This window comes from Streptococcus infantis (assembly GCF_047465525.1).
GTDB lineage: Bacteria > Bacillota > Bacilli > Lactobacillales > Streptococcaceae > Streptococcus > Streptococcus infantis_R.
In genome coordinates, this window is record NZ_JASGZS010000002.1 from 78,299 (window position 1) to 95,370 (window position 17,072).

A 17,072-nucleotide genomic window follows, 5' to 3' on the forward strand; every position below is an offset into this window, starting at 1 on the left:
TTGATTGATTTTCGTAAAAAGTGTATAATAAAGCTATAAACATAAAGGAGAGTTCCTATGGCAGTTAAAGATTTTATGACACGAAAGGTCGTATATATTAGCCCAGATACGACTGTAGCACATGCAGCAGACTTGATGCGCGAACAAGGTTTGCATCGTCTTCCTGTTATTGAAAATGATAAATTAGTTGGTCTAGTAACAGAAGGAACAATTGCTGAAGCCAGTCCATCAAAAGCAACGAGTCTTTCAATCTTTGAGATGAATTACTTGCTCAATAAAACAAAAGTAAAGGACGTCATGATTCGTGATGTTGTAACTGTCTCAGGTTATGCAAGTTTGGAAGATGCAACCTACCTTATGCTGAAAAATAAGATTGGAATCTTGCCAGTTATTGATAATGGACAAGTCTATGGTGTCATTACTGACCGTGATGTATTCAGAGCATTTCTTGAAATTTCTGGTTATGGCGAAGAGGGAATCCGTGTTCGTTTTATCACAGAAAATGAAGTTGGGGTACTTGGTAAGATTGTTTCTTTAATCGTTGAGGAAAATCTAAATATTTCTCATACTGTTAATATTCCACGTAAAGATGGTAAGATTGTTATCGAAGTTCAAATTGAGGGAACGGTTGATCTAGCTACCTTTAAACAGAAATTTGAATCTGAGAATATTCAAGTTGAAGAAATTACACAAACTTTAGCAAAAAAACTGTAAAAAATAAAATAGAAGCAGTTTTTACTTGCTAAAAAAATTTTTTTCTAGTATAATAATTTATTGTGAGCAAACCTCACTTACCCCTTGCAATGTCTTGGGGTCATTAGACCAAAAGGAGGAACATATCAATGGCTAAATACGAAATTCTTTATATCATTCGTCCAAACATTGAAGAAGAAGCGAAAAACGCTTTGGTAGCACGTTTTGACTCTATCTTGACTGACAACGGTGCAACTGTTGTTGAATCAAAAACATGGGAAAAACGTCGTCTTGCATACGAAATCCAAGATTTCCGCGAAGGACTTTACCACATCGTTAACGTTGAAGCAAATGATGATGCAGCTCTTAAAGAGTTTGACCGTCTTTCAAAAATCAACGCTGACATTCTTCGTCACATGATCGTCAAAACTGACGCGTAAGAAGGTAGATTATGATTAACAATGTTGTACTTGTAGGGCGTATGACTCGTGACGCTGAGTTGCGTTATACCCCATCAAATGTAGCAGTTGCGACTTTTACTCTTGCAGTAAACCGTACATTTAAGAGTCAAAATGGCGAACGTGAGGCTGATTTTATCAATGTCGTTATGTGGCGCCAACAGGCTGAGAATCTTGCTAATTGGGCTAAAAAAGGCTCACTTATCGGGGTGACAGGTCGTATTCAGACTCGTAGTTACGATAACCAGCAAGGACAACGTGTCTACGTGACGGAAGTCGTGGCTGAGAATTTCCAAATGTTGGAAAGCCGTAGTGTGCGTGAAGGACATACTGGTGGAGCTTATTCTGCACCAAGTTCAAACTATTCAGTACCTACTCAATCAGTACCTGACTTTTCACGTGATGAAAATCCATTCGGAACAACGAATCCTTTGGATATTTCAGATGATGATTTACCATTCTAATGGACAATTAATACTATAAAGGAGAAAAAAACATGGCTCAACAACGTCGTGGCGGATTCAAACGCCGTAAAAAAGTTGATTACATCGCAGCAAACAAAATTGAATATGTTGATTACAAAGATACTGAGCTTCTTAGCCGTTTCGTTTCAGAACGTGGGAAAATCCTTCCTCGTCGTGTAACAGGAACTTCAGCTAAAAACCAACGTAAAGTAACAACAGCTATCAAACGCGCTCGCGTAATGGCTTTGATGCCTTTCGTAAACGAAGATTAAAGAAAAGACCCCGACGGGTCTTTTTTTCACGAGCATAGAAATGTGAAAGCGAGTTGAGGTCCGAGGGACCTCTTTTTCAGACCCGGGTGGGTCTTTTTTTCAGGTCCAGTGGACCTCTTTTTCAGGCTCTTTGTCAACTGTAGTGGGTTGAAGAAAATCTAAGATCGAGAAAGGACGGATTTCGTCCTTTCTTTTTTGATGTTGAGAGCGATAAAAATCCGTTTTTTGAAGTTTTCAAAGTTCCGAAAACCAAATGCATTTCGTTTGATAAGTTTGATGAGATTATTGGTCGCTTCCAGTTTGGCGTTGGAATAGAGTAGTTGAAGGGCGTTGACAATTTTCTCTTTGTCCTTGAGAAATGTCTTAAAGACAGTCTGAAAAAGAGGATGAACCTGTTTAAGATTGTCTTCAATGAGTCCGAAAAATTTGTCTGGCTCCTTGTTCTGAAAGTGAAAAAGCAAGAGCTGATAGATATTATAGTGGTGTCTCAAGTCTTCTGAATAGCTCAAAAGCTTGTCTAGAATCTCCTTATTTGTTAAGTGCATGCGAAAAGTAGGGCGATAAAAACGTTTATCACTTAGTTTACGACTATCCTGTTGAATGAGCTTCCAGTAGCGCTTGATAGCTTTGTATTCATGGGATTTTCTATCAAATTGATTCATGATTTGAACACGGACACGACTCATAGCACGGCTAAGATGTTGCACAATGTGAAAACGATCTAGAACGATTTTAGCATAAGGAAAAAGCTGTTTAGCCAAGTTATAGTAAGGACTAAACATATCCATAGTAATGATTTTCACCTGACAGCGAACTGCGCTATCGTAGCGCAGAAAGTGATTTCGGATGATAGTTTGGGTTCTACCTTCAAGCACGGTGATAATGTTGAGATTGTCAAAATCTTGTGCAATGAAACTCATCTTTCCCTTGGTAAAGGCATACTCGTCCCAAGACATAATATCAGGAAGTCGGCTAAAGTCATGTTTAAAACGGAAGTCATTGAGCTTGCGAACGACAGTTGAAGTTGAAATGGAAAGCTGATGGGCAATATCAGTCATAGAAGTCTTTTCAATCAATTTTTGCACAATTTTTTGATTGATAATACGAGGAATTTGGTGATTTTTCTTGACGAGAGAGGTTTCGGTTACCATCATTTTCGAGCACTGATAGCACTTGAAACGGCGTTTTCTAAGGAGGATTCTAGTAGGCATACCAGTCGTTTCGAGGTAAGGAATTTTCGACGGTTTTTGGAAGTCATATTTCTTCATTTGACTTCCGCAATCAGGACAAGATGGAGCCTCATAATCCAGTTTAGCGATGATTTCTTTGTGAGTATCCATATTGATGATATCTACAATCTTGATGTTTGGGTCTTTGATATCGAGTAGTTTTGTGATAAAATGTAATTGTTCCATATGAATCTTTCTAATGAGTTGTTTAGTCGCTTTTCATTATAGGTCATATGGGACTTTTTTTCTACAACAAAATAGGCTCCATAAGATCCATAGGGGATTTACCCACTACAAATATTATAGAGCCTGAAAATCAAAGAACAAACTAGGAAGCTAGCTGCAGGTTGCTCAAAGCACAGCTTTGAGGTTGCAGATAAAGATGATGTGGTTTGAAGAGATTTTCGAAGAGTATAAAAACCAGCGACATTAATCACTGGTTGCTAATTTGATTGTTCACTTGAAAGGGATGAAGGATTATCTAGACCTTCTATTTCTACGATAGCCATTTAGTTTTTTATTTTCCCAATAACTGTTAAAGATTTTTTCTTTACTTTCACGATCAATTTCTAGGAAATAAGCATAGAGTAGATCAATTAAGATCAACATAGGAAGTTGGGCAGAAATGCGTTGGATATAGGAAGCCTGACTCTGGCTTGCTACCAGTACAGTTTCTGTAAACTCCTGAGTTTCCTTGCTAGGCGTACTAGTAAAAAGAACAGTTTTAGCCCCCATATCTTGAGCGTCTAGTAAACTGTCAATGATGGATGGAGTTGTTCCTGAAAGGGAAAAGCCAAAAACCAAACATTTTTCATCGATGATACTGGTTGTCCAGGCGAAACCATCTGGATCTGTCAAAGCCTCACAAACGACTCCAAGTCTCATGAAACGCAATTTCATCTCACGCGCAACGAGGCCAGAACTGCCAGTCCCAAAAAAATAGACGCGTTCTGATTGATCAATCATTTGGGCAATGCGCTCCAGTTGGTCATCATCAATCAATTCTTGTGTCATTTCTCGGATGTTTGTATAGCTCCTCAAGACTCTTTGGGTCAAAGGATTCATATCCTGTTGTGGGACGGAAAGGGTATCTTTTTGTTGTTGGTATTTGAAAATAAATTCCCGATAGCCCGTAAAGCCACATTTTTTGGCAAAACGAGTGAGAGCCGCCTGAGAAATATGAAGCTTTTGTGTGACCTGCTGAGAAGACAAGTCATCGTGAATGGTATCTGCCTGCAAAAAATAGCGGGCAATCTCTTGCTCTAAATCGGTCATTTCTTCAAAGTGAAGATCAATAATCGTAGAGATATCTTGCTTGTTCATGGGCCTCCCTTGTAGTTATTGGTTAAAATTTTTATCAATGAAATCTATAAAATAGCGCTTACTTTAATTATACCACAGTTGCTTTGTTTTTTGGATAAAAAGGAAAAGTCTTTTCTTTTTCCATAATTTTCTCTTTAAATTATGGTACAATGAAGAGTAAGATTTTGATTAGAAATGAGACTGCTTTGTATGAGAAAATTTAATAGCCATTCGATACCGACTCGGCTTAATTTATTGTTTGCAATCGTTATTTTGCTCTTCATGACCATCATTGGTCGCTTGCTCTATATGCAATTCGTAAATAAGGATTTCTATGAAGCCAAGTTAGCGTCTGCTAGCCAAACTAGGATAACAACGGGTTCTGCTCGTGGAGAAATCTATGATGCGGCTGGAAAACCCTTGGTAGAAAATACCGTCAAACAAGTCGTGGCTTTCACACGAAGTAATAAGATGACGGCTACAGATTTAAAGGATATTTCTACTAAACTTTTAACGTATGTAACAGTTTCCTCTCCAAATTTGACAGAACGTCAGATGGCTGATTATTATCTAGCGGACCCAGCTGTCTATAAAAAAACGGTAGAGGCTCTTCCAAAAGATAAGCGTTTTGACTCAGATGGTAATCAACTTTCTGAATCGGATCTTTATAACAATGCTGTTGAGAGTGTTGCCTCTAGCCAAACTAATTATACAGAGGATGAAAAAAAGGTAATCTACATCTTTAGTCAGCTCAATGCAGTTGGGAATTTTGCAACAGGCAATATCCAAACGGATCCCTTAAGCGATACTCAGGTCGCTCAAATTGCCTCTGCATCGAAAGAGTTACCTGGGATTAGCATCTCGACTTCGTGGGATCGCAAGGTTCTTGAAACCTCTCTGGCCTCTATCGTAGGAAGTGTTTCAAGTGAAAAATCAGGCCTTCCAGCTGAGGAAGTAGATGCCTATCTTAAAAAAGGTTATTCCCTCAATGACCGTGTTGGAACCTCTTACCTTGAGAAACAATATGAGGAAGTCCTACAAGGTAAACGTACTGTTAAAGAAATCCATCTCGACAAACATGGAGATATGGAGAGTGTAGAAAATATTGAGGAAGGTAGCAAGGGTAAAAACATCAAACTGACCATTGATTTGGCCTTTCAGGATGGTGTGGATAATCTCCTGAAAAGCTATTTTAATTCTGAACTTGCTAACGGTGGAGCAAAATACTCTGAAGGTGTCTATGCGGTTGCCCTCAATCCTAAGACAGGAGCTGTTCTAGCCATGTCAGGGATCAAGCACAATCTGGAATCTGGTGAATTGACTCCAGACTCACTAGGTACAGTGACCAATGTATTTGTTCCAGGTTCTGTTGTTAAGGCTGCAACTATCAGTTCAGGTTGGGAAACTGGTGTTTTATCAGGCAATCAAACTTTAACAGATCAACCAATCGTCTTTCAAGGTTCTGCACCAATCAATTCATGGTACTTGTCTGGTTCTTTCCCAATCACAGCCGTTGAAGCATTAGAGTACTCGTCAAATACCTATATGGTACAAACGGCGCTTGGAATGATGGGTCAAACCTATCAGCCGAATATGACAGTCAAAACTAACCAACTAGAGTCTGCTATGGGCAAATTGCGTTCTACTTTTGGTGAGTACGGTCTGGGTGTTGCTACTGGAATTGATTTGCCAGAGGAATCGCTTGGATTTGTTCCTAAACAATTTGATTTGGCCAACTATCTAAATAATGCCTTTGGACAGTTCGATAACTACACACCGATGCAGTTGGCTCAGTATGTTGCGACCATTGCCAATAATGGTGTTCGCTTAGCTCCTCGTCTCGTAGAAGGAATCTATGATAATAATGAGCAGGGAGGTCTAGGAAATTTGATTCAGCAAACAACTAGCACCGAAATGAATAAAATTAATATTTCCGAATCTGATATGTCCATCCTACAACAAGGATTTTACCAGGTGTCGCACGGGACTAGTGCCCTTACGACAGGACGTGCCTTTTCAAATGGAGCAACAGTCTCTATCAGCGGAAAAACTGGTACAGCCGAAAGTTATGTAGCGGGGGGGCAAAAGGCAACGAATACTAATGCGGTCGCTTATGCACCATCTAATAATCCTCAGATTGCAGTTGCAGTTGTCTTCCCACATAATACCAACCTAACCAACGGTGTCGGACCTTCGATTGCCCGAGATATTATCAATCTATACAACCAACACCATCCAATGAACTAGAAAGGAAGCCATGCTTTACCCAACACCTATTGCTAAGTTGATTGACAGCTATTCTAAACTTCCGGGTATCGGGATTAAGACAGCAACCCGACTGGCCTTTTATACCATTGGGATGTCGGATGATGACGTCAATGAATTTGCCAAAAATCTCCTTGCAGCTAAGCGAGAATTGACCTATTGTTCGATCTGCGGACGTTTAACGGATGATGATCCTTGTTCCATCTGTACCGATCCTAGTCGAGATCAGTCAACGATTCTGGTTCTGGAGGATAGTCGCGATGTCGCTGCTATGGAAAATATCCAAGAATACCACGGACTATACCATGTCTTGCACGGCCTCATTTCACCAATGAATGGGATTAGCCCTGACGATATCAATCTCAAAAGTCTCATGACACGTCTCATGGATAGCGAGGTTTCAGAGGTCATTGTAGCCACCAATGCAACTGCTGATGGTGAGGCGACTTCTATGTATATCTCTCGATTGCTCAAACCTGCAGGGATCAAGGTTACTCGTCTAGCACGAGGTCTAGCAGTCGGAGCTGATATCGAATACGCAGATGAAGTAACGCTCCTAAGAGCTATTGAAAATCGTACCGAACTCTAGTCTGTAAGGTTAAGGATAGATGCAATGAACTAGCAGATAATCATTTAAAAGTATAAAGAGACTGAATCTCATTTTGATTTGGTCTCTTTTCTTGTTTTTTGCTGTACAAGTTTAAAAAAAAGGACAAATGTGATATACTAAAGGACGAGTATTCTATTAGAATTGGAACAAATCATATGAAACAAACAATTATTCTATTATATGGTGGACGCAGTGCAGAACGTGAAGTGTCTGTCTTGTCAGCTGAGAGTGTCATGCGTGCGGTCAACTATGATCGTTTTGCAGTCAAAACCTTCTTTATCAGCCAGTCCGGTGATTTCATCAAAACCCAAGAATTTGCCCAGACTCCTGGACAAGATGAACGTCTCATGACCAATGAAACGATTGATTGGGACAAGAAAATTGCTCCAAGTGCTATCTACGAAGAAGGAGCGGTTGTTTTTCCAGTTCTTCATGGACCTATGGGGGAAGATGGTTCCGTTCAAGGTTTCTTAGAAGTTTTGAAAATGCCTTATATCGGTTGTAACATCCTATCTTCAAGTCTTGCCATGGATAAAATCACAACTAAGCGCGTTTTGGAGTCTGCTGGGATTGCCCAAGTTCCTTACGTAGCGATTGTTGAAGGGGATGACTTGGCTTCTAAGATTGCTGAAGTTGAAGAAAAATTAACCTATCCAGTCTTTACTAAACCATCCAATATGGGTTCTAGTGTAGGGATTTCTAAGTCTGAAACTAAAGAAGAACTCCATCAAGCTTTAGAGCTTGCCTTCAAGTACGATAGTCGTGTCTTGGTAGAACAAGGAGTCAATGCACGTGAAATCGAAGTTGGTCTCTTAGGGAACTATGATGTTAAGAGCACGCTACCTGGTGAAGTTGTCAAAGACGTAGCCTTCTATGACTATGAAGCCAAATATATCGATAACAAGATTACTATGGATATCTCAGCTAAGATTAGCGATGATGTGGTAGCAGTCATGCGTAAAAATGCAGAAACTGCCTTCCGTGCTATTGGTGGACTTGGCTTATCACGTTGCGATTTCTTCTATACAGATAAGGGAGAAGTTTTCCTAAATGAGCTCAACACCATGCCAGGGTTTACCCAATGGTCTATGTATCCCTTGCTTTGGGACAATATGGGGATTAGCTATCCAGAACTAATCGAGCATTTGGTTGACCTTGCTAAAGAAAGCTTTAATAAGCGTGAAGCACACCTATTGTAAAGACAGCTATAAGGGCGGGGCAAAACTCCCTGCCCCTTTTTAAAGGAGTAAATATGAAACTTACGATTCACGAAGTTGCGCGTGTCGTCGGTGCAAAAAATGATGTGACTAGCTATGTGGATAGCCCACTAGTCAAAGCTGAGTTTGATAGTCGTTTGATTGGAGTTGGGGATTTATTTCTGCCACTTAAGGGGGCGCGTGATGGTCATGACTTTATCGAGACAGCTTTTGAAAATGGCGCAGCTCTAACCTTATCAGAAAAGGAAGTAGCAAACCATCCTTATCTTTTGGTAGAGGATGTCTTAACAGCCTTTCAAGCTCTTGCGGCCTATTACCTTCAAAAGACTGGTGTCGATGTCTTTGCTGTCACAGGTTCAAATGGGAAGACTACGACCAAGGATATGTTAGCCCATTTGCTTTCAACAAGCTACAAAACCTACAAAACACAAGGGAACTACAATAATGAGATTGGCCTTCCCTACACGGTTCTCCATATGCCAGATGATACCGAAAAGCTGGTTTTGGAAATGGGGCAGGATCACCTAGGAGATATCCATCTTTTGTCTGAATTGGCTCATCCAAAAGCAGCAATTGTGACCTTGGTTGGAGAAGCTCATTTGGCTTTCTTTAAGGACCGTTCTGAAATTGCAAAAGGGAAATTACAAATCGCTGATGGAATGGAAAAGGGTTCCTTACTTTTGGCACCGGCTGATCCCATTGTAGAGGATTATCTACCTGCTGATCAAAAAGTAGTTCGTTTTGGTCCAGGTGCAGAACTAGAAATTACAGACTTAATAGAGCGTAAGGATAGCTTAACCTTCAAGGCCAATTTCTTAGAGCAGGCTCTTGACTTGCCAGTAACAGGTAAGTACAATGCGACTAATGCTATGATTGCATCTTATGTTGCCCTGCAAGAAGGAGTATCTGAAGAGCAGATTGGTCAAGCCTTCCAAAATCTAGAATTGACCCGCAATCGTACCGAGTGGAAAAAAGCAGCCAACGGTGCGGATATCCTATCAGATGTCTACAATGCAAATCCAACAGCTATGAAGTTGATTTTGGAGACTTTCTCAGCCATCCCAGCCAATGAAGGTGGCAAGAAACTCGCAGTTCTGGCGGACATGAAAGAACTTGGAGACCAGTCTGTTCAACTTCATAATCAGATGATTTTGAGCATTACACCCGATGTCCTTGATACCGTTATTTTCTACGGTGAAGATATCGCTGAATTGGCTCAATTAGCCAGTCAAATGTTCCCAATCGGTCATGTTTACTACTTCAAGAAAACAGTTGAAGAAGACCAGTTTGAAGCCATGGTCAAGCAGGTTAAGGAGAGTCTTGGAGCACATGACCAGATTTTGCTTAAAGGTTCGAATTCTATGAATCTAGCCAAGCTAGTAGAAAGTCTAGAAAATGAGCACAACTGATTTCGCCAAAGCTATTCAGAGAATGTTGGCCATCACTGATACTGGTTTGACCTATACAAAGGATCCTTATGACCGTGAACGTTATGAGGATTTACGTCAGATTTTATGGAGTGTCTTGCAGGATCAAACAGAGCTTGATCAAGAGGAATTGACTGCAATTTTAAAACCAACAGGTAGCTATGCAACTCCCTTGATGGATGTAAGGGCATGGATTGTTCAAAATCAGAAGGTTTGCCTGGTTAGAGGGCAAGGAGAGGATACTTGGGCATTACCTGGTGGTTTTGGCGAGGTAGGATATTCTCCCAAGGAAAATATCCGAAAAGAAGTTCAGGAAGAAACAGGCTTTTCGGCAGAAGTAGGCTCTTTATTAGCGGTTTTTGATACCAATCGCTTTCAACTTCAGAACAAACAGTATGCCAAGTTCGTCTTTGACTGTCAGTTATTGGATGGACAATTTCAAGAAAATCAAGAAATTGCAGAACTTGAATTTTTTGATATCAAGAATCTCCCACCCCTATCTGAAAAACGAATAACCCAAGAACAAATGGAAATTCTATGGCAGGTCTATCAGGGTGAGCGGGAACAATATGTCGATTAGAAGCTTTGTTTTATATTAAGATCGACAGTTTCTTTTACACAAAATTATAAGAAATAAATGTAAGCTAGGCTCTATAAAAATCAGTAAGAGATTGGCTTATATGAAAATGAGGAAAGTTACATGAATTTTTGGGAAGCTTTATTTAGTACGCAGCCGACGGAGCCACCCCAGTTTGACCTTCTTTGGTATGGAAGTCTATTTACCTTATTAGCATTGACTGTGTTTCTTGCCTATCGTTATGGTGAGAAAAAGGCCTGTCAGCGATTTTTCCAGATTTTACAGGCGGTACAGCTAATCCTGCTCTACGGATGGTATTTAGTAAATCAGATGCCTCTAACTGAAAGTCTACCCCTTTATCATTGCCGTTTGGCTATGTTTGTAGTGCTTTTGACCCCGGGTGTCTCTAGAGTCAAACAGTACTTTGCTGTGCTTGGAACCTTTGGGACATTGGCAGCCTTTGTTTATCCAGTGCCAGATCCCTATCCCTTCCCCCACATCGCTATTCTGTCCTTTATTTTCGGACATTTAGCCCTCTTTGGAAATTCCTTGATTTATCTCTTGAAGGATTACGATGCTAGCTTATTGGACTTCAAACGAACCCTAATCATCACATCTTCGCTCAATGCCTTGATTTTCGTGGTTAATTTAGTAACAGGTGGAGATTATGGATTTTTGACAAGACCACCATTGGTTGGAGACCACGGTCGTCTGATCAATTATCTAGTGGTAACGCTATTCTTGACTTGCGCCATTTACTTAGTCTCTAAAATTTTTCAGACAATCCTTCAGGAACAGGGAGAAAAAAGGTTGAGAATCTGGCAGAAATAAAAAAATATTTTCCCAATCTCTTGACTTTTATCTGAGAATTTTGATACAATAGTAGACGGTATTGTTTACCCCATTTGTAAGGCCCCGGAACCTTTCAAATACCCCGCGGACCGGAACATCCGCCCTGTAAACAAAAACGATATTCATATAGGAGAAATCATGAACAAAACTACATTCATGGCTAAACCAGGCCAAGTAGAACGCAAATGGTACGTTGTTGACGCAACTGATGTACCTCTTGGACGCCTTTCAGCAGTTGTTGCTAGCGTACTTCGCGGAAAAAATAAACCAACATTCACACCACACACTGATACAGGTGACTTCGTAATCGTTATCAATGCTGAAAAAGTTAAATTGACTGGTAAAAAAGCATCTGATAAGATCTACTACACTCACTCAAACCACCCAGGTGGATTGAAATCAATCTCTGCTGGTGAACTTCGTTCTAAAAATGCAGTTCGTTTGATCGAGAAATCAGTTAAAGGTATGCTTCCACACAATACTCTTGGCCGCGCTCAAGGTATGAAATTGAAAGTATTCGTTGGAGCTGAGCACACTCACGCTGCACAACAACCAGAAGTTCTTGATATTTCAGGACTTATCTAAGGAAAGGAACAATAAAGTATGTCACAAGCACAATATGCAGGTACTGGACGTCGTAAAAACGCTGTTGCACGCGTTCGCCTTGTTCCAGGAACTGGTAAAATCACTGTTAACAAAAAAGATGTTGAAGAGTACATCCCACACGCTGACCTTCGTCTTGTAATCAACCAACCATTCGCAGTCACTTCAACTGTAGGTTCATACGACGTTTTCGTTAACGTTGTAGGTGGTGGATACGCTGGTCAATCAGGAGCTATCCGTCACGGTATCGCTCGTGCCCTTCTTCAAGTAGACCCAGACTTCCGCGATTCATTGAAACGCGCAGGACTTCTTACACGTGACTCACGTAAAGTTGAACGTAAGAAACCAGGTCTTAAGAAAGCTCGTAAAGCATCACAATTTAGTAAACGTTAATCAATACGATTATATCAACGTTTCAAAGCACTTTGCAAAGATTTTGCAAAGTGCTTTTTTGTCGAATTTTGAGCTAGAATAGCTTTGTGATAACCTTCTGATAACCTCTTCAAAATTTTAAAAATCATAATTCTATTTTGCTTTATTGAGATAATCTGCAAATTTGTCAATAGAGTTTTTCTCCACAGTTTTTGTGGTGTGAGTATAGACATCTAATGTCACCTGACTGCTTGCATGACCGAGACGTTTTGATGTATTAGAAGGATCGATTCCAATTTCAGACATAAGTGTTGCATGTGTATGTCTAAACCCATGTGGGCTAATTGGTTTTAATTTATGCTTTTTAATAATTCGATTCAGTACGTTATTAATGTAATCAGCATGCAAAGGTTCAATTTTGTCATTACTTGATATGTAAGAGAACATATATTCGTTACTAATATTCAGCTTTGTTAGAGGAAACTGAGATTGTTCTTTCAGATAGAAATTTCTCCATTGCTTAATAATATCGATTGTCTCATCATCAAGATAGATTGTTCGAACTGAAGATTCATTCTTTGTGCTCTTTTCAATCGCTTTACCGTCAATTCTTCCTAGACTTTTATCTATGTTCAATAGATTGCTGTTAAAGTTAATATCAGCCCATTTTAAAGCGTATAACTCCCCTTTTCGTAGTCCACTAAATGCAAGCAGTCTAAATAAAGCAAAATGTTTAAATGGCTCAGTTTCTTTCACTATATCAAGGAAATGATGTAATTCCTCCAGAGACCAAAAATTATCTGATCTAGTTTTTTTGATTTTAGGCATGATAACATTCTTCATTGGATTTCGATCAATGTAGTTTATGTTGATTGCAAAATCAAAAATTTTTGAGGTATAGGATTTTATCTGCTTGATATTTTTGAAAGTCTGAGATTTTTGTGTAATAAAATTTTGACAGTCTAAAGAACTGATTTGGTCAACAAATTTATCTCCAAATACTGGTAGAATATGTATTCGATAGATATTCTTTGTTTGGGAAGAAGTTGTTTCTTCAACGGTACCAACATAAGCCTTAAACCATTCTTGATAAAGTTCTTTATAAGTGAATTTTGGGTTAGCTTTGTCGGTATTTACTGTGGGGGCGACGACACCAGCTTCTAAACGAGCTTCGTACAATTTTGCCTCTTTTTTGGTTTTGAACCCTCTCTTTAAGTGCCTTTTTTTCTTTCCATAAGCATCTAAGCCAATGTAAAAGCTGACATAGTATAGGATTCCTTTTTTTGTTTTGTATTTGTGTATAGACATTTTTTCTCCGTATCTAAGTTTTCGGAGCTTATGTAATTGAGAAATGAGTGTCTATCTATTTTTTCTATCTTCTTGGCGGATAGCGTATTCGTCTGTTTTAATCCAGCTCTGCCAAACTTTAGAATCTTTATTTTGGTGATTCATATAATCTATAAACTCAGACATAAAACGTTTGTTTTTCTCAGCTAGGTATTCTGAGAATATATGACGAAATTCATCTGAAAAACTATCATCAAGTGGTAGTGTTAATGCCCTTTCGCCAAATTCGATACTCTTCTTTAACTTCTCCATATCGCTTTTAAAAGGTGTCACAGAACCAATTTTAGATGTTTTGAAACTATCTGTAACAATTTTAAGATTTGATGGAGCGTGTGGGTTGCTATCAAGTCCCATAATGTAAGCGACGGAAACATTAAAGTATTTTGCCAATTTTTCAGCATTATCTTTTTTAGGTTTGCGGATTCCTTGATTGTATCCAGAAAGTGTAGGATAGGCTATATTTGTAGCTTCGCTAATTTCTGTCAATTTTTTTCCGCTATTTTCTATCAGTTTAGTAATATGATTCGTCATAAGAACCTCCTTTTTATCATTATAACACATTTTATTCTTTTTGAATAAAAAAGCTTGACAAAAATTCAAAAAGGATATATAATTCAAAATGAATAACAAATTAAATGGTTTCGGAGCTTATTTAATTTAGAAATGAGGTGTGAATTTATGTCGGAAACTACTTTAGTTGTCCAGCTTCCTAAAGAATTAGAGAAGCAATTACGTGCTCACTATGATGAGATGATTTCAAATGCTGTAGCAAGAGTATTTGAAGATAAAGAACTTTATAAACCTATGGTTCGTATGTCAGGTTTGTCTAGGTGGTTAGATGTATCTACGACAACAATCCAAAAATGGACGAAAGAAGGAATGCCAACCATGGTGATTGATGGAGTGACTTTATACGATAAAAGAGCAGTAACACGATGGTTGAAGCAATATGAAAGATAGGTACTCGTATGAATGGTGTTCAGTGGATCAAGATAACAACAGATATATTTGATGATGAAAAAATTCAGCTAATAGAATCAATGCCAGAAGGAGATACTCTTATTGTAATATGGTTTAAAATTCTGGTACTTGCAGGAAAGCAAAATAATAGTGGCATATTAAGTCTAGGGAACAAGGTTTATTACACAGAAGAGATGCTTTCAACAGTGTTTAGACGAAAGGCTACATCTGTAAAATTAGCTCTCAGTATGTTTGAAGAATTTGGCATGATAGAAATAATAGATGGCGCTATTACCATTCCAAAATGGGAGAAACATCAGAATATAGATGGACTAGAAAAGATTAGGAAACAAACTAGGGAACGTGTTGCTCGTCATAGACAAAAACAAAAAGCACTAATTACAGGCGAGCCACAACTCGTTTTAGACTGTAACGTTACAGTAACGGATGAAAATGATAATGTAACGCAAGAGATTAAGAACAAGAGTAAGAATAAGAAAGAGATTGAGAATATACTGGATAATAGTTCTAGAAAGCCTGAAACTTATATTCCACCCAAATATTATTCTTTGTTAGAATCCATTTCTTATAAGTACAATGATAGATTTTTGTATCCTAACAATTACACTTTAACACATGCTCAGAAGATGAAGATAGGCGAGTATTTGGCTAGTGGGTATGTAACTAGTGATGAAGTCATTAGCATGATTGAACGGATTCCTGAGGATGCGACGTCTCCTTTGGCGTATTTATTTAAGTCTATGGAGAATTTAAAGCAGGAACGTATGCTGGAGTGCAAAGCTATTGCCCATGAAAATGCCCGAAAGAAGTATATGATAAATGAGTAGATATAGGACTGTTCTAAAGAAATGTTACATCACTGAGGAGCAAAATGAAATAGTGAATAACTTGATTGAAATGACAAATCATCTAAGTTTTTCCTCTTATGCCAGAAAAATGTTATTTAAGAGCTCGCCTATTTATCTTCAATTTGATTTTGAATCTTATCATGACTTTATATTTCAAGTTAGAAGAATTATCAATAACTTACGTCAGTTAGAAAGAATAGCAGAACAAAGTGAGGATTTGGATAATGTAAGGATATTTCACTACTGCGTTGAGCTGATGATAGAATATGAAAAGAAGACAAGTAAACAAGTGAAAGAACTTGTAAAACGACTAAATAAGAAAACGAGGTGATAAGATTATGAGGATAAAATCGGTGTTGAAACAGGTGTTTTTGACGGAAGAAGAAAATAAAAAATTAAATGATTGTATGAGGAAAGAAAATATTCATAATTTTTCTGAGTTTGCTAGAAAAAAATTAATACGAACAGATTTGAATATCCAAAAAGTTTCTTTTGAAGGTTTAGTTCCTCTAACAGAAGAGTTGGAACAGGTAGGAAAGAATATTAATTCTATAGCCCGTCTTGCAACTGTAGTGGGCAGAATAAGCTATGAAAACAAAATGGATATGTCTATTTTCATGCAAAAAATAGTTGATGTGATGGAGGAAAAAGATGTTTATTTTCAAAAGTAATATGGATAAGGATTTTGATCAGATATGCGAATACATATTGAAATTAAAGCGAGCAGAATTATTTCTTCATGGAATTAAACAACAAGATAAAACGAAGGCTCGTTTATATCATGCGATGCTGGAATACTATGATGCTAACCATAAAAAAGAAAGATATATGAGGATTTTAAAATAAGGAAACGCTGTTAATTTTGAACTGCCCCCAAGAAGTTAGACAGAAAAAATCTAACTTTTTTGGGGGCAGTACATTTTTGCAGCGTTTTTATATATCTTCTTAAAATATTTGTACACACAAATGACAGCTAAAGTGATTTTTTGGATTATTTTATCGAAGGGGAGAAATTTCTCATATTATGACTTTGCGAGCTCAGAGTCTGTATACACACACTCCCAAAATCACCTCCAAAGTTTGTATACACATAGTGTATGTACTTTTGAGGTGATTTGAATTTTGGGGAATCCCCAAACCCCTATGCATCTTATAGGCTGATTTTTGCAACTTATAGGCAAAAAGCTCACAAAACTTATTAATGAGCTATACTAAATGATGTCAAGTGTGACAAATTTTAAACAAGGAGGAAACTTAAATGAAACCTAGTAAACAAACATTTGCACTTTATGGATTGCTATCTGGTTTAATGTATGGGCTTGTTTTCTTGTTTTGGAAAGGATAAAAAGTTATGGAACAACTAGAAATTTCAGAATTTCAAACACAAGGTTTTGAAGTCAAAAAACTAGATACAGATGATTTCTTATCTAGTGACCAAATGAACTGGAGTATAACATTATGCTGCTGTCCATGTTGCTGTTGTTGTTAGTTTATTAACCTGTCAATAAAGCACTATAGTGATTCATTGCTTTTCAATTGGATTCTATAGTGCTTT

20 protein-coding genes are annotated in these 17,072 nt (G+C 38.2%); 16 read left to right on the plus strand and 4 right to left on the minus strand.

Features of this window, described 5'->3' with window-relative positions; all coding sequences use genetic code 11:
• Positions 1-57 precede the first annotated feature (57 nt).
• From QM374_RS01135 to rpsR, 4 genes are all read left to right on the plus strand, one after another.
• Entirely contained in the window at positions 58-714 is a 657-nt protein-coding gene (locus QM374_RS01135; protein ID WP_000268637.1) for a CBS domain-containing protein, read from the plus strand.
• A gap of 128 nt (positions 715-842) precedes the next feature.
• Positions 843-1,133 (plus strand): 30S ribosomal protein S6, encoded by a 291-nt coding sequence (rpsF, locus tag QM374_RS01140; protein ID WP_001151786.1) that lies wholly within the window; start codon positions 843-845, stop codon positions 1,131-1,133.
• Between the two features lie 11 nt (positions 1,134-1,144).
• Positions 1,145-1,615, plus strand: a complete 471-nt coding sequence (ssbA, locus tag QM374_RS01145; protein WP_414310638.1) for a single-stranded DNA-binding protein SsbA — start codon at positions 1,145-1,147, stop codon at positions 1,613-1,615.
• A gap of 32 nt (positions 1,616-1,647) precedes the next feature.
• A complete protein-coding gene (rpsR, locus tag QM374_RS01150; protein ID WP_000068664.1) occupies positions 1,648-1,887 on the plus strand; it encodes a 30S ribosomal protein S18 in 240 nt (79 codons plus the stop codon).
• 158 nt (positions 1,888-2,045) lie between these two features.
• On the opposite strand, the gene QM374_RS01155 is transcribed toward rpsR, so the two are convergent.
• Positions 2,046-3,302: an ISL3 family transposase gene (locus QM374_RS01155; protein ID WP_414310639.1), complete on the minus strand. Its 1,257-nt coding sequence runs from the start codon at positions 3,300-3,302 to the stop codon at positions 2,046-2,048.
• Between the two features lie 291 nt (positions 3,303-3,593).
• Positions 3,594-4,439, minus strand: coding sequence for a MurR/RpiR family transcriptional regulator (locus QM374_RS01160; protein WP_281335234.1), 846 nt, complete (start codon positions 4,437-4,439; stop codon positions 3,594-3,596).
• A gap of 174 nt (positions 4,440-4,613) precedes the next feature.
• Here QM374_RS01160 and pbp2b point away from each other — a divergent pair, with 174 nt between their 5' ends.
• The 8 genes from pbp2b (at position 4,614) to rpsI (ending at position 12,362) form a co-directional block, all read left to right on the plus strand.
• Positions 4,614-6,665, plus strand: a complete 2,052-nt coding sequence (gene pbp2b, locus QM374_RS01165; protein WP_414310640.1) for a penicillin-binding protein PBP2B — start codon at positions 4,614-4,616, stop codon at positions 6,663-6,665.
• 10 nt (positions 6,666-6,675) lie between these two features.
• On the plus strand, positions 6,676-7,272 hold the full coding sequence (gene recR / locus QM374_RS01170) for a recombination mediator RecR (protein WP_000966747.1): 597 nt from the start codon (positions 6,676-6,678) through the stop codon (positions 7,270-7,272).
• 176 nt (positions 7,273-7,448) lie between these two features.
• Positions 7,449-8,492, plus strand: coding sequence for a D-alanine--D-alanine ligase (locus QM374_RS01175; protein WP_414310641.1), 1,044 nt, complete (start codon positions 7,449-7,451; stop codon positions 8,490-8,492).
• 53 nt (positions 8,493-8,545) lie between these two features.
• Positions 8,546-9,919: a UDP-N-acetylmuramoyl-tripeptide--D-alanyl-D-alanine ligase gene (locus tag QM374_RS01180; RefSeq protein WP_414310642.1), complete on the plus strand. Its 1,374-nt coding sequence runs from the start codon at positions 8,546-8,548 to the stop codon at positions 9,917-9,919.
• Positions 9,906-10,517, plus strand: coding sequence for an NUDIX hydrolase (locus tag QM374_RS01185; protein ID WP_371561461.1), 612 nt, complete (start codon positions 9,906-9,908; stop codon positions 10,515-10,517). Before QM374_RS01180 ends, QM374_RS01185 begins: the two co-directional genes overlap by 14 nt.
• A 120-nt stretch (positions 10,518-10,637) precedes the next feature.
• The gene (locus tag QM374_RS01190; protein ID WP_371561464.1) at positions 10,638-11,345 is read left to right on the plus strand and encodes a TIGR02206 family membrane protein; all 708 of its coding nucleotides are present in this window, start codon (positions 10,638-10,640) and stop codon (positions 11,343-11,345) included.
• Between the two features lie 159 nt (positions 11,346-11,504).
• On the plus strand, positions 11,505-11,951 hold the full coding sequence (rplM, locus tag QM374_RS01195; protein ID WP_001044622.1) for a 50S ribosomal protein L13: 447 nt from the start codon (positions 11,505-11,507) through the stop codon (positions 11,949-11,951).
• A gap of 18 nt (positions 11,952-11,969) precedes the next feature.
• Positions 11,970-12,362 (plus strand): 30S ribosomal protein S9, encoded by a 393-nt coding sequence (gene rpsI, locus QM374_RS01200; protein ID WP_000075973.1) that lies wholly within the window; start codon positions 11,970-11,972, stop codon positions 12,360-12,362.
• 132 nt (positions 12,363-12,494) lie between these two features.
• Here the strand turns inward: rpsI and QM374_RS01205 are convergent, their stop codons facing one another.
• Together QM374_RS01205 and QM374_RS01210 are read right to left on the minus strand one after the other, a co-directional pair.
• Positions 12,495-13,649 carry a site-specific integrase gene (locus QM374_RS01205; RefSeq protein ID WP_084928801.1) on the minus strand — a complete coding sequence of 385 codons (1,155 nt, stop codon included), beginning with the start codon at positions 13,647-13,649 and terminating at the stop codon, positions 12,495-12,497.
• A 51-nt stretch (positions 13,650-13,700) separates the two neighbouring features.
• Entirely contained in the window at positions 13,701-14,219 is a 519-nt protein-coding gene (locus QM374_RS01210; protein ID WP_000181350.1) for a helix-turn-helix domain-containing protein, read from the minus strand.
• A gap of 147 nt (positions 14,220-14,366) precedes the next feature.
• Between QM374_RS01210 and QM374_RS01215 the strand changes: the two genes are divergently transcribed.
• The 4 genes from QM374_RS01215 to QM374_RS01230 all read left to right on the plus strand — a co-directional run bounded on the left by QM374_RS01215 (position 14,367) and on the right by QM374_RS01230 (position 16,363).
• On the plus strand, positions 14,367-14,648 hold the full coding sequence (locus tag QM374_RS01215; RefSeq protein WP_000005472.1) for a hypothetical protein: 282 nt from the start codon (positions 14,367-14,369) through the stop codon (positions 14,646-14,648).
• 8 nt (positions 14,649-14,656) lie between these two features.
• Positions 14,657-15,496: a phage replisome organizer N-terminal domain-containing protein gene (locus QM374_RS01220; protein ID WP_001014727.1), complete on the plus strand. Its 840-nt coding sequence runs from the start codon at positions 14,657-14,659 to the stop codon at positions 15,494-15,496.
• 359 nt (positions 15,497-15,855) lie between these two features.
• On the plus strand, positions 15,856-16,188 hold the full coding sequence (locus QM374_RS01225; protein ID WP_214614827.1) for a hypothetical protein: 333 nt from the start codon (positions 15,856-15,858) through the stop codon (positions 16,186-16,188).
• On the plus strand, positions 16,169-16,363 hold the full coding sequence (locus QM374_RS01230) for a hypothetical protein (protein ID WP_214614828.1): 195 nt from the start codon (positions 16,169-16,171) through the stop codon (positions 16,361-16,363). Before QM374_RS01225 ends, QM374_RS01230 begins: the two co-directional genes overlap by 20 nt.
• The last annotated feature ends 709 nt before the right edge of the window (positions 16,364-17,072 follow it).

What these genes read in the sequence shown, in the direction of transcription:
- rplM (WP_001044622.1), top strand. Translation starts at nt 11,505, where the DNA reads ATGAACAAAACTACATTCATGGCTAAACCAGGCCAAGTAGAACGCAAA.
- QM374_RS01180 (WP_414310642.1), top strand. Translation starts at nt 8,546, where the DNA reads ATGAAACTTACGATTCACGAAGTTGCGCGTGTCGTCGGTGCAAAAAAT.
- QM374_RS01215 (WP_000005472.1), top strand. Translation starts at nt 14,367, where the DNA reads ATGTCGGAAACTACTTTAGTTGTCCAGCTTCCTAAAGAATTAGAGAAG.
- QM374_RS01175 (WP_414310641.1), top strand. Translation starts at nt 7,449, where the DNA reads ATGAAACAAACAATTATTCTATTATATGGTGGACGCAGTGCAGAACGT.
- QM374_RS01190 (WP_371561464.1), top strand. Translation starts at nt 10,638, where the DNA reads ATGAATTTTTGGGAAGCTTTATTTAGTACGCAGCCGACGGAGCCACCC.
- QM374_RS01210 (WP_000181350.1), bottom strand. Translation starts at nt 14,219, where the DNA reads ATGACGAATCATATTACTAAACTGATAGAAAATAGCGGAAAAAAATTG.
- rpsI (WP_000075973.1), top strand. Translation starts at nt 11,970, where the DNA reads ATGTCACAAGCACAATATGCAGGTACTGGACGTCGTAAAAACGCTGTT.
- ssbA (WP_414310638.1), top strand. Translation starts at nt 1,145, where the DNA reads ATGATTAACAATGTTGTACTTGTAGGGCGTATGACTCGTGACGCTGAG.
- QM374_RS01160 (WP_281335234.1), bottom strand. Translation starts at nt 4,439, where the DNA reads ATGAACAAGCAAGATATCTCTACGATTATTGATCTTCACTTTGAAGAA.
- QM374_RS01185 (WP_371561461.1), top strand. Translation starts at nt 9,906, where the DNA reads ATGAGCACAACTGATTTCGCCAAAGCTATTCAGAGAATGTTGGCCATC.
- QM374_RS01135 (WP_000268637.1), top strand. Translation starts at nt 58, where the DNA reads ATGGCAGTTAAAGATTTTATGACACGAAAGGTCGTATATATTAGCCCA.
- QM374_RS01155 (WP_414310639.1), bottom strand. Translation starts at nt 3,302, where the DNA reads ATGGAACAATTACATTTTATCACAAAACTACTCGATATCAAAGACCCA.
- QM374_RS01230 (WP_214614828.1), top strand. Translation starts at nt 16,169, where the DNA reads ATGTTTATTTTCAAAAGTAATATGGATAAGGATTTTGATCAGATATGC.
- pbp2b (WP_414310640.1), top strand. Translation starts at nt 4,614, where the DNA reads ATGAGACTGCTTTGTATGAGAAAATTTAATAGCCATTCGATACCGACT.
- QM374_RS01220 (WP_001014727.1), top strand. Translation starts at nt 14,657, where the DNA reads ATGAATGGTGTTCAGTGGATCAAGATAACAACAGATATATTTGATGAT.
- rpsF (WP_001151786.1), top strand. Translation starts at nt 843, where the DNA reads ATGGCTAAATACGAAATTCTTTATATCATTCGTCCAAACATTGAAGAA.
- recR (WP_000966747.1), top strand. Translation starts at nt 6,676, where the DNA reads ATGCTTTACCCAACACCTATTGCTAAGTTGATTGACAGCTATTCTAAA.
- QM374_RS01205 (WP_084928801.1), bottom strand. Translation starts at nt 13,649, where the DNA reads ATGTCTATACACAAATACAAAACAAAAAAAGGAATCCTATACTATGTC.
- rpsR (WP_000068664.1), top strand. Translation starts at nt 1,648, where the DNA reads ATGGCTCAACAACGTCGTGGCGGATTCAAACGCCGTAAAAAAGTTGAT.
- QM374_RS01225 (WP_214614827.1), top strand. Translation starts at nt 15,856, where the DNA reads ATGAGGATAAAATCGGTGTTGAAACAGGTGTTTTTGACGGAAGAAGAA.